The following is a 13049-nucleotide window of genomic DNA, read 5'->3' on the forward strand; positions in this document are numbered from 1 at the left end:
CGCTTTTTGATGTTGCCTGCCGGCATCGGCGATTGGCAATCCCGGGGGCAGCGGCTATCACTGGCCGTCTAGCAAATCAGAGGCTGCATTCCGTCATGTCCAATCCCATCTGCGTCGAAGTCACCCGTGGCAATCAGGTGGAAAGCTATCATCGCGGCTCCGTCGTTGTCGTCGATGGCGATGGGAAGCTGGTCTTCTCGCTCGGCGATATCGAAAGCGGCGTCTTTCCACGCTCGGCCTGCAAGGCGATGCAGGCCCTGCCGTTGGTCGAAAGCGGTGCCGCGGATGCCTATGGTTTCGGTCATAAAGAATTGGCGCTCGCCTGCTCCTCGCACAATGGCGAGGATGAGCATGTGGCGCTCGCCGCCTCGATGCTGGCGCGTGCCGGCCGCGATGTCGGCACGCTCGAATGCGGCGCGCATTGGTCCTTCGATCAGAAGACATTGATTCATCAGGCCCGCACGCTCGACAAGCCGACGGCGCTGCACAACAATTGCTCCGGCAAGCATGCCGGCTTCGTCTGCGCCTGCTGCCATCAGGACATCGATCCCCAGGGCTATGTCGGTTATGACCATCCGCTGCAGCAGCATATCCGCGACACGATGCAGAGCCTGACCGGCGCTATTCTGGCGCACGACAATTGCGGCACGGACGGCTGCTCGATCCCGACCTATGCGGTGCCTCTCAAGGGACTGGCGCATGGCTTTGCCAAAATGGCGACCGGCGTCGGACTGGAGCCCTTGCGCGCCAAGGCATCACTCCGGCTGTTCGAGGCCTGCATGGCCGAGCCCTTTTACGTTGCCGGCACCGATCGCGCCTGCACCAAGCTCATGCAGATCGCTCCCGGCCGCATCTTCGCCAAGACCGGCGCCGAGGGCGTGTTCTGCGCTGCAATCCCGGAACAGGGCATTGCCATCGCGCTCAAATGCGACGATGGCACCACTCGCGCGGCGGAGATCATGGTGGCCGCAACATTGGCCCGCTTCTTCGAGAAGGATGGCGCTGTTCACTCCGGCCTGATGGCGATGGCCGACAGGTCCTTCAAGAACTGGAATGGCATCCATATCGGCGATATCAGGCCGGCAGCGGCGTTGAGGGCATAGCTTATCTTCGTCTCAACCGTTCGTTTTCTGAGCCGGTACATGGTGCCGGACGACTTTATATTCCTGCCAGATGAGAACCATGACCACGAGGTCGAAGATGGTGAGGATGATGAGCCCGATGCCATGCGTGTCGGTGAAGCGGTAAAGCTGGTAGACGATGAAAAGACCCAAGGCGACCAGCGAGGCCGGATAGGCCCACATCTTGCCCCGGAGCAGGCCGATGACCAGCAGCACCTTCACCAGCCCGTGGCTCAGCAGGTAATAGGCATAGAAGTTCTTCGTACTGACCGAGAAATCCTGCGCCCACATGAGCAGGTGCGTCGCGATGAAATCATTGGGGTCGTTGAGCAGCTCTGGCTGTGTGAGCCTGTTTGCGAGACGAAGGATCGATTCGGTGCTGACGAGCGCGAGCACAAGGCCGCCGAGGCATTCGATCAGGGCATGCGCGCCCTTCAACAGGACGCTGATTTCGAAGAGCTGATGAATGCGGCGTTCGTTCATGGGCGATCACAACCTCTGAGGCCTATTCAGGTAGGCTTGATCGGTGGCGGCGACAAGGTATGCCGATCTCCGGCTGTCGATCAGGCCAGGAAGATCGGCACGTCCATATCTCGATAGGGTGCCAGCCTCTCCTTTTGAATATCGGAGGGCACAATCACGCCGGAGATGCCCGTTATTGGAAGGATTTGGCATGGCGACGCGGCGTCGAGCTTCTCGACCGTCGCCAGCACATAGGTTTCCGCCGAGCATTGCGCGATATGCCGCTTGATGGCCGCTTCCTCAAAATCGCCGGTCGAAAAGCCGCGGGCGGGATGGATGGCGGTGACGCCCAGAAAGAAAACGTCAGCTCTTATCGATGCGATGGCTGCCATGGCGACGGCACCCGTTGCCACCATCGAATGCTTGTAGAGCTTGCCGCCGATCAGGATCACGTCGGCCAGCGGATGATACTCCAGCTCGCCTGCGATCGTCGGGCTGTGGGTGACGATCGTGACGGGGAGATCCTTCGGAAGCTGGCGGGCGATCTCGGCATTGGTGGTGCCGCCATCGAGAAACACGGTCTGGCCCGGCTGGATCATGTTGACCGCATGTGCACCGAGCCGGCGCTTCTCATCGGATGAGACCGTCTGCCGCGCGGTAAAATCGGGCAGCTCCGGTGACAGCGGCAGTGCGCCGCCATGCACCCGCTTCAGCAATTTTTCCGTCGCCATCTCCCGCAGATCCCTACGGATCGTATCTTCGGATAGCCCGAGATCATCGGCCAATGCCTTGGCGATTACCTGGCCGTCTCGGCGCAATCTGTCGAGGATGAGGGTTTTCCGTTGGCTGGTCAGCATGCCGATCTCTGCACGATATGTCACGAATAATCGTGAATTTATCAGAATCGATTCGACATTCAAGAAAATATGCGCATATTCGTGCAAATTCCTGCAGCAAGCAGGAGCTAAAAACGGAGACAAGACATGTTGATCCTGATCGCGGGGCCTTATCGCTCCGGTACTGGTGATGATCCGAAGAAGATGGCTGAAAACCTCAAACGCCTTGAGGAGCCATCCTACGCGCTGTTCAAGGCCGGGCATCTGCCGATGATCGGCGAATGGGTCGCGCTGCCGGTCTGGCACGCTGCCGGCGGCAAGAGCATCGGCGACGATCTCTATGAGGAGATTTTCCACCCGACGGCCGGCCGCCTGCTGCAGCTTTGCGAAGGGGTTTTGAGATTGCCGGGTGATTCCAAGGGCGCGGACAATGATGTCCGCATCGCCCGCGAGCGCGGTATTCCCGTTTGGCACAGGCTGGAAGACGTGCCCGGCTGCGCCTAAACACGTGCCGCCCATCCCCATCGCGCCAGCCCATAGGGATGGGCGTGCCTGCCCGATTGATCAAAACCTTTTGTGGCGCCCATCAGCATCAGCCACTTCCGTATCGGCCGGGTTCGCTTTAGCTTCCTCGCAGAATTCAATCAAGGAACGGAACATGCTGACATTTTATTATGCGCCCGGAAGCTGCGCGCTCGCCAGTCTCATCGCCCTGGAAGAATCCGGCCTTGCCTACGAGCACCGACGCCTCAACCTCGCCAATGGCGATCAGCGCCAGCCGGATTATCTGGCTATCAATCCCAAAGGCCGCGTCCCGGCGCTGGTGACCGATCGCGGCGTCCTCACCGAGAATATCGCGATCATGGCCTATATCGCCCAGATCGCACCAGCCGCGAAGCTGGCACCGCTCGACGACCCCTTCGAATTCGCGCAGATGCAATCCTTCAACAGTTACATCGTCTCCACCGTTCATGTGAACCACTCGCACAAGGGACGCGGTTACCGCTGGACCGACGATGCCGCCGCCATCGAGACGATGAAGGCCAAGGTGCCGCAGACCATGACCGAAAGCTTCGCCTTGATCGAAGACAAGATGCTAAAGGGTCCCTGGGTAATGGGCGAGCAATATACCGTCGCAGACGGCTATCTCTTCACCATGGAGAAGTGGCTGCCGGGAGATAATGTCGATATCAAACAGTTCCCCAAGGTCAGCGCGCATTATGAGCGCATGCTCGAGCGCCCGGCTGTTCAGAAGGCGCTTGCCATCGAACAGGGCTGATCGATCAGCCGAATGTTGCCAGAAGTTTTTTCGGGGCGCGGTATCGCCACGCCTCGATCAAGCGCAGCTCCAGTTCCTCGTCGCCGATCGCGTTGATGCGCAGCGGCACGGAGGGCCAGCCGATATAGTGATCCGTCTGAAAATAGATCTCCGGCGCCATTTCCATCAGCTGCTCCTTGCGGTCGATCGGCAGCGACAGCACGATGGTCTCGTTATTCTTGACGGTCACGAACGCCTTGCCGCCGACTTTGAAGGCCGGCAGTCCATAATGAAGGCCAGGCTCGACCTCGAGGAGCCGGGCTTGCGCCGCCAGCCGCTGCAATCGTTCCGCTATGGCGTCCATACTTACGTGCGATGTCATGCGCGTTTGAGTGCGATGATTAACTCTCTTATGCGCATTCTTCCGGCTGAACGGTCCGCTTGTCCATAGGCCGCCCCAGATTTTCCGGCATCAGCGGCAGGTCGGCCAGTTCTTCCAGCGACATGGCGGCAAGCATGGGATGCTGCAACGGATCGCTGTTCGGTTCGCGATCCTCATCGAGAAGATGACTGAAGAAAAGCTTCAAGATCGACATGGTGTGCCTCCTCGGATGCTCGCATCGATGCAACCATGAGGGCATCAGCCGAGCGAGCGGCGACGGTCTTCAATTTCATGGTGCATAATCGCGCGAATATGCGCTCGATGCAATTGAGAATGCAGAGATGCTGATATAGATATTCTATAATGAGAAACCTCAACAACGTTCATCTGAATGGCTTGCGCGCCCTGGAGGCGGTCGGCCGGCTCGGTTCGCTGCAGGCGGCAGCCGACGAACTCGGCGTGACGGTCGGCGCGGTCAGCCAGCAGGTCATCAAGGCCGAGGCGCAACTCGGTCGGCCGCTGTTCGAGCGGACGCCTAAGGGCATGACGGTGACGGCATCGGGGCTGGCGATATTGACGAGGCTTAACGAGGGCTTCCAAGCGCTTACGGCCGCAGTCGCGCTTGCGCAGCACGAGGATGAGAATATCCTTACGATTTCGGTCGCGCCGGTCTTTGCGGCCCGCTGGCTCGTGTACCGGCTCGATCGCTTCGCCGGCCGCCATCCGGATATCCGCCTGCGCATCGACGCCACGACACGGCTGATCAACCCGGCGACGTCCGATGTCGATATCGGCATTCGGGTCGGCGGCGGGCAATGGCCCGGTGTCAGGTCCGAGCTGCTGCTGGCGCAGGAAGTGTTCCCGGTCGTCACACCACAGATTGCCGCCACGCTTCGGGAGCCTGCCGATATACTGAAAGTCCCCGCCGTCATCGACGGACATGCGATGTTCGGCTGGGAGGTTTGGCTACGCGAGGCCGGGCTCTCGGGCCATTGCATGGAAGAGCGGCACATCTTCAATGATGCATCGCTCTGCCTGGATGCCGCCATAGCGGGGCAGGGGGTAATGCTCGCCTGGCAGACGCTAGCTGGCTATGCCCTCCAGCAGAAATGCCTTGTCGATCCCTTCGGCATCCGCGCTAAAACCGGTTTCGGCCATTATTTCGTCACGGCTGCCGGCGTGCGGGAACCGAAGAAGGTGACCGCCTTCAAGGCCTGGATCCGTGAGGAAATGCAAGAGAGCATGCGTCTCTTCCAATAATGTCAGACCGGTTCCTTGCCGCGGATCGCCTGCATGGCCTTATAGGCGTCGCGTGACTGGCAGCGCTCGATCCAGGCCTTCATCTTCGGCCGAGCGTCGAACAATTCCTGTTCGGTCTGAGCATAGCGCAGCACTTCGGCCAAGTTGAGGTCGGCGGCGGTGAAACGATTGCCGACGAGATGGTCCTGGTTTTGCAGGTGCTTTTCGAGCACGTCGAGTGGTTTCTTCAGCGAGCGGCAGGCGACGGCGATCCCGGCCTTGCCCGCGTCGCTGTTTTCCTGGGCATTGTCATAGATGCGAACCAGCGCGACGCTATAAGGTTCGACTTCCGTTGCCGCCCACATCGTCCACATGGCCATCAGCCCTTCTTCCTCTACCGTCTTGCCGGCAAGCGGGCAGCCATATTTGCGGGCGAGATATAGATTGATGGCGAGCGATTCGTGCAGGATGAGATCGCCATCCTTGATGCAGGGGATCATGCCCATCGGATTGACGGCCAGAAACTCCGGCGACATCGTATTGATTGGGGCGTCGGCGGCGAGCGGATTGGCAAGCCGGCTGGCCTGGATAACGGGCACGGATTTGAACTCGATGCCGAGTTCCTCGGCCATCCAGTAATTGCGCGAGGCGCGCGAGCGATAGACACCGTAGATCGTCAGCATGTGGGTCTCCCAGATTCGAGTCGGCGCGACCTTATTGGGCAGGTTGGGCGAGTAAAAGACCCTGCCGTTGATATCTGCAATGAAAGCTCGTGATGGATGGCGGATGGCCGGCGCCGCGCGAGCACGAAAATATCCGCCAACCCGCCGAAATCTTTGCAAATCATGCTGCCGAGGCCTAGCCTTCGTTCAGAAATTAGCGTCGCTGCATGTTACCGTTCGATCATGGCTTTCGTCGGATGCGGTAGGAGGCATCCGGTGAAATGCACATGGGCAATCGGTAACTGCGATCTCGGGAGGAGAGCAGATGCTTGCGACCGGCGTTTCGCTAGACGACAAATATACCGCTGAGGATGGCCGCGTTTTCATGACCGGCCTGCAGGCGCTGGTGCGGCTGCCCATGACACAGATGCGGCGCGACCGCGCCGCCGGGCTCAATACGGCAACGTTCATTTCAGGCTATCGCGGCTCGCCGCTCGGCGGCTACGACCAGCAGCTTCTGAAAGCCAAGACTTACCTCCACGCGCATGACATCACCTTCCAGCCCGGCATCAACGAAGACCTTGCAGCTACGGCCGTGTGGGGCTCGCAGCAGGTCGGCCTTTCTCCCGGTGCCCGCAAGGATGGCGTACTCGGCATCTGGTACGGCAAAGGTCCCGGCGTTGACCGTTCCGGTGACGTGCTGAAGCACGGCAATGCCGCCGGCACCTCCAGGCATGGCGGCGTTCTCTGTTTTGCCGGCGACGATCATTCCGCCAAATCCTCGACCATTCCGCACCAGACCGACCATGAATTCATCTCGGCGGTCATGCCGGTCATCTATCCCTCGTCGATCCACGAATTCCTCGAATACGGCCTGCTCGGCATTGCCATGTCGCGTTATTCCGGCTGCTGGGTCGGGATGAAATTCATCGCCGATACGGTCGAGACGACGGCGGCCGTCGATCTCTCGGGGGAAAAGCGGCAATTCATGTTGCCGACGGATTTCGAACTGCCTCCCGGCGGCCTCAACCTGCGCTGGCCCGATCCGCCGCTGGCGCAGGACGATCGCCTGCAGAATTACAAGGCCTATGCGGCCATCGCTTTCGCCCGCGCCAACCGCGTCGACGAAATCACGCATGATGTTCCCAATGCTCGCTTCGGCATCATCTCCTCCGGCAAGGCCTATGAGGATGTGCTGGAGGCGCTGCGCGAGTTGGAGATCGGCCCGCGGGAAATGGCTGATATCGGCCTGCGTATCTTGAAGGTGCGTATGCCCTGGCCGTTGGAGCCGGAGGCCGTGCGCCATTTCTCGGAAGGGCTGGACGAAGTTCTTGTCGTCGAGGAGCGGCGCGAGATCATCGAAAACCAGATCAAGCAGCAGCTGTTCAACTGGCGCGCCGATGTCCGCCCGCGCATCGTCGGCAAGTTCGACGAGCATGACAAGCCCTATCTCAGCCTGTCTTCGGCGCTGACAGTCGGCGCCGTCGCGAGAGCCATCGCCGGGCGCATCGTCAAGCTCGATCTCGATCGGGGCCTGCATGACCGCATTGCAGCCAAGCTTTCCTATCTTGCCGAGCGTGGCCAGATCAGTCGCAGCCATGTTGCGCCGCTGAACCGTACGCCCTTCTTCTGCTCCGGCTGTCCGCACAATACATCCACCCGCGTTCCCGAAGGCAGCCGCGCCATCGCCGGCATCGGCTGCCATTACATGGCCACCTGGATGGACCGCAGCACCGAGACCTTTACGCAAATGGGCGGCGAAGGCGTGCCGTGGACCGCGATCGCCCACTACACCGACGAAAAGCACATGTTCGTCAATCTCGGTGACGGTACCTATTTCCACTCCGGCATTCTCGCCATCCGCCAGTCCGTCGCCGCCAAAGTCAACGTCACTTACAAGCTGCTCTACAACGATGCCGTTGCCATGACCGGCGGTCAGCAGATCGACGGCCACCTGACGCCGCAGCTGGTGACGAAACAGCTGCATGACGAAGGCGTCAGGCCGATCTATCTGCTGTCGGACAATCCCGATGCCTATCGCGCATCCGAACTGGCGCCTGGTGTCAAGGTTCTGCATCGCGACCACATCGATCAGGTGATGCTGACGCTGCGCGAAACCGAAGGCTGTTCGGCGATCGTCTATGTCCAGACCTGTGCGGCCGAGAAGCGCCGTCGCCGCAGCCGCGGCCTGATGGAAGATCCGGCCAAGCGAGTCTTCATCAACAAGGCTGTCTGCGAGGGCTGCGGCGATTGCTCGGTGCAATCCAACTGCATTTCCATCGAGCCGCTGGAGACTGAGTTTGGCCGCAAGCGCCAGATCAACCAGTCGAGCTGCAACAAGGACTTTTCCTGCGTCAAAGGCTTCTGCCCGTCCTTCGTGACGGTTCACGGCGGCAAGCGCCGCAAGCGAAAGCCGCTTGATCACGCCGACATCGACGTGCCGATGCCTGAAATTCCCGTCATCGCCGATCGCCCCTGGAACATCGCGATCGCCGGCGTCGGCGGCACCGGCATCCTGACCATCGGCGCCATCCTCGGCATGGCTGCGCATCTGGATGGCAAGGTGCCGATGATCCTCGACATGGCCGGCCTTGCTCAGAAGGGTGGCGCGGTCATGAGCCATCTGCGCATCGGCCATAATCAGGCCGATGTCACCTCGTCGCGCATCGTCAACGGCGGCGCGGATCTGCTGTTATCAGCGGACGAGGTCGTGGGCGCCTCCAAGGATGCGATCACGCTTTGCTCGCCGACGCGGACGACCGCCATCGTCAACACCGGGTTGATGCCGGTTGCCGATTTTGTCCGCAACCGCGATTTCGATTTCAAGACCGGATCGATCCAGCACACGATCGCCAAGACCGTCAGCGACAAATCCGTCTTCCTCGATTTCGGCCATATCGCGACAGAAGTGACCGGCGATGCCATATCGACCAATATCCTGCTGACCGGCTTTGCCTGGCAACGCGGCCTGCTGCCGCTGTCGCTGGAGGCGATCGAAAGGGCGATCGAACTCAACGGCGTCGCCGTCAAGGCAAGCCTTTCCGCGTTTCATTGGGGCCGGCTTCTGGCGCATGATCCGCAGGCCGTGCATGCCATGATGGCCGAACCCGAGACGGGTAAGACACTGACGGAGATGAGCCTCGATGAACTCATCAAGCACCGCAAGGCGCATCTGACGGCCTATCAGAATGCAGCGCTTGCCGAACGCTATGGTGCTTTCGTCGCCCACGCCAATGCTCTGGCGGCGAAAGAGCGGCTTTCGGACAAGGTGCCCTTTGCCGTCGCCGTCACTTATGCGCGGGTCCTGGCCTACAAGGATGAATATGAGGTCGCCCGGCTGCTCACCGATCCTGCTTTCGAAGCGCAATTGCGTGAGGAGATGGACGGAGATTTCAAGCTGGCCCTCAATCTCGCGCCGCCCATCCTTAGCGGCAAGGATCCGAACGGCCGGCCAAGGAAGCGCGAATTCGGCGCCTGGATCCTGCCGCTGCTGCGGATGCTTGCACCAATGAAGCGGCTGCGTGGCACCGCTTTCGATCCCTTCGGCTATATGGCGGAGCGGCAAATGGAACGCCGCCTGATTGCCGAATACGAAGAGATCGCCGGGCGTGTGCTTTCCGGTCTGCGCCACGACAACGAGGCAGAAGCCCTTGCCATTCTCTCGCTGTTTGATGAGATAAGAGGCTTCGGCCCGGTCAAGGAGGAGGCTCGCCGGAAGATCATGGTGAGGATCGCGGACGGACTGAAAGCCTATGAGATGCCGAGGGAGGCGCAGCATGTACCCGCAGATGCGGCATGACGCCCGAGGTGGAAACTTGAAGCAGGCATAACAAGACATACGTTCAAGGAGATTGGACGTTCGGAGAGATCGGGAGGAGAAGCCGGATGTTTTCTGGGGGATTGAACTTCGCGCTGGGCGAGGACATCGATGCGTTGCGCGAGCAGGTGCGCCGCTTTGCCAGCAACCGCATCGCACCCTTTGCCGACGAGATCGATCGCAACAATAGTTTCCCGATGCATCTGTGGCGGGAGATGGGCGATCTCGGCGTACTCGGGATCACGGTTGACGAAGCCTATGGTGGCGCCGGCCTCGGCTATCTCGCTCACACGGTGGCGATGGAGGAAATCAGCCGTGCTTCGGCTTCCGTCGGCCTGAGCTACGGCGCTCATTCCAACCTCTGCGTCAACCAGATCTACCGCAACGGTACCACGGCGCAGAAGGAGCGCTACCTGCCGAAGCTGATATCGGGCGAGCATGTGGGGGCTCTCGCCATGTCGGAACCGGGCGCGGGCTCCGATGTCGTCTCCATGAAGCTGCAAGCGGAGAAACGCGGCCATCACTATGTGCTGAACGGCAGCAAGATGTGGATCACCAACGGTCCGGATGCCGATGTTCTCGTCGTGTATGCCAAGACGTCTCCTGATGCGGGCCCGCGGGGGATCACCGCCTTCCTCGTCGAGAAAGGCTTCCCCGGCTTCTCCGTCGGCCAGAAGCTCGACAAGCTCGGCATGCGGGGTTCCAACACCTCGGAGCTGATCTTCCTCGATTGCGAGGTGCCGGAGGAGAATGTTCTCGGTCAGGTGGATGGTGGTGTCCGCGTGCTGATGTCGGGTCTCGATTACGAGCGCGTCGTGCTCTCGGGTGGCCCTGTCGGCATCATGGCCGCCTGCATGGATGTGGTGCTGCCCTACATGCATGAGCGCAAGCAGTTCGGCCAGTCCATCGGCGAGTTTCAGCTGATGCAAGGCAAGCTGGCCGACATGTATGTCACCATGAATGCCACGCGTGCCTACGTCTATGCGGTGGCCGCCGCCTGCGATCGCGGCGAGACGACGCGCAAGGATGCGGCCGGCTGCATTCTCTATTCCGCCGAGAAGGCAACGGCACTGGCGCTCGAATGCATCCAGGCGCTCGGCGGCAACGGCTACACCAATGATTATCCTGCCGGCCGGCTGCTGCGCGACGCCAAGCTCTACGAGATCGGCGCCGGCACATCTGAAATCCGGCGCATGCTGATCGGTCGCGAGCTGTTCGGCGAAACGGCCTGACTGCGAAATTCCATTCCCATCAACCGGTGAAGCGCATGACCGTCCTGAAATCAGAGATATCGACGCATTCGGACCGCTTTCGCGATAATCGCGCCGCGTTGCTGGAGGCGATCGGCGTCGCCGAGACTGCAGCGTCGCAGGCAGTGGAAGGCGGTGGCGCGCAGGCGCGTGAGCGCCATGTCAGCCGCGGCAAGATGCTGCCGCGCGATCGTGTCGCCGGGCTGATCGATCCCGCCACGCCGTTTCTGGAAATCGGCACGACCGCCGCGCACGGTCTCTACAACGGCGACGCGCCGGGAGCCGGCCTGATCGCCGGCATCGGACGCGTTTCCGGCCGCGACTGCATGATCGTTTGCAACGACGCCACGGTCAAAGGCGGCACCTACTATCCGATCACGGTGAAGAAGCATCTGCGTGCGCAGGAAATTGCCGCGGAAAACAATCTCCCCTGCATCTACCTCGTCGATTCCGGCGGCGCCAATCTGCCGAACCAGGACGAGGTGTTTCCCGACCGCGATCATTTCGGCCGCATCTTCTACAATCAGGCCAATATGTCGGCCGCCGGCATCCCGCAGATCGCTGTCGTCATGGGCTCCTGCACGGCCGGCGGCGCCTATGTGCCGGCCATGTCGGATGAAACCATCATCGTCGAAAAGCAGGGGACAATCTTTCTCGCCGGTCCGCCGCTCGTCAAGGCGGCGACGGGGGAGGTGGTCTCGGCCGAGGATCTCGGCGGCGGCGATGTTCACACGCGCCTTTCCGGTGTTGCTGATCATCTGGCGCGCGACGATGCCCATGCGCTTGCGCTCGCCCGCCAGGCGGTCGCCAATCTCAATCGCCGCAAACCCGAGAGCGTCGAGCTTCGCACGCCCGAGGCACCGCTCTACGATCCCGAGGATATTCTCGGCATCGTCCCTTCCGATCTGCGCACGCCCTATGATGTGCGCGAGGTTATCGCCCGCATGGTGGATGGCTCCCACCTCGATGAGTTCAAAGCGCGCTACGGCACGACGCTGGTCTGCGGCTTTGCCCATATCCACGGCATCCCGGTCGGCATCATCGCCAACAACGGTGTTCTCTTCTCGGAGTCGGCGCTGAAGGGCGCCCATTTCGTCGAGCTTTGCTCGCAGCGCAAGATCCCGTTGGTCTTCCTGCAGAACATCACCGGCTTCATGGTCGGCCGCAAATACGAGACGGAAGGCATCGCTAAGAATGGCGCCAAGCTGGTGACGGCTGTCGCCACGACCAAGGTCCCGAAGATCACTATGCTGATCGGCGGCTCCTTCGGCGCCGGTAATTACGGCATGGCCGGCCGGGCCTATTCGCCGCGTTTCCTCTGGACCTGGCCCAACAGCCGCATATCGGTCATGGGCGGAGAGCAGGCGGCGGGCGTGCTCGCCACCGTGCGCGGCGAGGCGCTGGCGCGGGGCGGCAAGCCTTGGACGCCGGAAGAAGAGGCCGCCTTCAAGGCGCCGACGCTCAAGATGTTCGAAACCCAGAGCCACCCGCTCTATGCCTCGGCCCGCCTTTGGGACGACGGCATCATCGATCCGCGCAAGAGCCGCGACGTGCTGGCTCTCTCGCTTTCAGCAGCACTCAACGCACCGATCGAAGACACACGCTTCGGTCTGTTCAGGATGTGAGGAGACGGAGATGAAACGCGATACCATAAATGCCAAGAATGCGCCGCAGCCGCGCGGCGGCTATGCCCAGGCCGTGAAGCTCGAGAATTTCGAGCGACTACTTTTTATCAGCGGACAGATACCGACCGATGTCGATGATGCCTTGCCGGAGGGTTTTAAGGCGCAGGCCCGTCAGGTCTGGCACAACATCGATGCGCAGCTGAAGGCGGCCGGCATGACGAAGGACGATATCGTCAAGGTCACCACCTTTCTCGCCGATCGACATCACACGATCGAGAACCGCGAGATCCGCAGCGAATATCTAGGCTCGCTCACGCCGGCCATGACTGTCGTGATCGCCGGTATCTTCGACACGGCCTGGCTGCTCGAAGTCGAAGTCATTGCCGCGCAATAGGGT

The 13049-nt window shown here is 61.0% G+C and carries 13 protein-coding genes; 8 read left to right on the forward strand and 5 right to left on the reverse strand.

Translation table 11 applies throughout. From position 1 onward, the window contains the following. Nucleotides 1–95 precede the first annotated feature (95 nt). On the forward strand, nt 96–1103 hold the full coding sequence (locus PH562_RS25105; protein ID WP_285176451.1) for an asparaginase: 1008 nt from the start codon (nt 96–98) through the stop codon (nt 1101–1103). 12 nt (nt 1104–1115) lie between these two features. Here the strand turns inward: PH562_RS25105 and PH562_RS25110 are convergent, their stop codons facing one another. Beyond that, nucleotides 1116–1604, reverse strand: a complete 489-nt coding sequence (locus PH562_RS25110; protein ID WP_285176453.1) for a DUF2127 domain-containing protein — start codon at nt 1602–1604, stop codon at nt 1116–1118. Between the two features lie 80 nt (nt 1605–1684). Continuing rightward, on the reverse strand, nt 1685–2440 hold the full coding sequence (locus tag PH562_RS25115; RefSeq protein WP_285176454.1) for a DeoR/GlpR family DNA-binding transcription regulator: 756 nt from the start codon (nt 2438–2440) through the stop codon (nt 1685–1687). Nucleotides 2441–2566: 126 nt separating this feature from the next. Between PH562_RS25115 and PH562_RS25120 the strand changes: the two genes are divergently transcribed. Together PH562_RS25120 and PH562_RS25125 are read left to right on the forward strand one after the other, a co-directional pair. Next, on the forward strand, nt 2567–2923 hold the full coding sequence (locus PH562_RS25120; RefSeq protein WP_168805012.1) for a DUF4406 domain-containing protein: 357 nt from the start codon (nt 2567–2569) through the stop codon (nt 2921–2923). Nucleotides 2924–3077: 154 nt separating this feature from the next. Beyond that, a complete protein-coding gene (locus PH562_RS25125; protein ID WP_285176455.1) occupies nt 3078–3698 on the forward strand; it encodes a glutathione S-transferase family protein in 621 nt (206 codons plus the stop codon). A 4-nt stretch (nt 3699–3702) separates the two neighbouring features. Here PH562_RS25125 and PH562_RS25130 read toward each other — a convergent pair whose 3' ends face one another. Beyond that, complete coding sequence (locus tag PH562_RS25130) at nt 3703–4059, reverse strand: MmcQ/YjbR family DNA-binding protein (protein WP_285176457.1); 357 nt, start codon at nt 4057–4059, stop codon at nt 3703–3705. Between the two features lie 28 nt (nt 4060–4087). After that, nucleotides 4088–4273: a hypothetical protein gene (locus PH562_RS25135; protein WP_285176459.1), complete on the reverse strand. Its 186-nt coding sequence runs from the start codon at nt 4271–4273 to the stop codon at nt 4088–4090. A 149-nt stretch (nt 4274–4422) separates the two neighbouring features. On the opposite strand from PH562_RS25135, the gene PH562_RS25140 reads away from it, so the two are divergent. Next, nucleotides 4423–5319, forward strand: coding sequence for a LysR substrate-binding domain-containing protein (locus PH562_RS25140; RefSeq protein ID WP_285176460.1), 897 nt, complete (start codon nt 4423–4425; stop codon nt 5317–5319). A gap of 2 nt (nt 5320–5321) precedes the next feature. Here PH562_RS25140 and PH562_RS25145 read toward each other — a convergent pair whose 3' ends face one another. Then, entirely contained in the window at nt 5322–5981 is a 660-nt protein-coding gene (locus tag PH562_RS25145; RefSeq protein ID WP_285176461.1) for a glutathione S-transferase family protein, read from the reverse strand. A gap of 304 nt (nt 5982–6285) precedes the next feature. Here PH562_RS25145 and PH562_RS25150 point away from each other — a divergent pair, with 304 nt between their 5' ends. The 4 genes from PH562_RS25150 to PH562_RS25165 all read left to right on the forward strand — a co-directional run bounded on the left by PH562_RS25150 (nt 6286) and on the right by PH562_RS25165 (nt 13046). Beyond that, complete coding sequence (locus PH562_RS25150) at nt 6286–9759, forward strand: indolepyruvate ferredoxin oxidoreductase family protein (RefSeq protein ID WP_285176462.1); 3474 nt, start codon at nt 6286–6288, stop codon at nt 9757–9759. Between the two features lie 86 nt (nt 9760–9845). Continuing rightward, nucleotides 9846–11009 carry an isovaleryl-CoA dehydrogenase gene (locus PH562_RS25155; RefSeq protein ID WP_285176463.1) on the forward strand — a complete coding sequence of 388 codons (1164 nt, stop codon included), beginning with the start codon at nt 9846–9848 and terminating at the stop codon, nt 11007–11009. Between the two features lie 35 nt (nt 11010–11044). Then, nucleotides 11045–12652, forward strand: a complete 1608-nt coding sequence (locus PH562_RS25160; protein WP_113232339.1) for a carboxyl transferase domain-containing protein — start codon at nt 11045–11047, stop codon at nt 12650–12652. A 10-nt stretch (nt 12653–12662) separates the two neighbouring features. Beyond that, on the forward strand, nt 12663–13046 hold the full coding sequence (locus PH562_RS25165; protein WP_113232340.1) for a RidA family protein: 384 nt from the start codon (nt 12663–12665) through the stop codon (nt 13044–13046). Nucleotides 13047–13049 lie beyond the last annotated feature (3 nt).

It is taken from the genome of Rhizobium centroccidentale (assembly GCF_030182565.1).
In the GTDB taxonomy this organism is placed as follows: Bacteria; Pseudomonadota; Alphaproteobacteria; order Rhizobiales; family Rhizobiaceae; genus Rhizobium.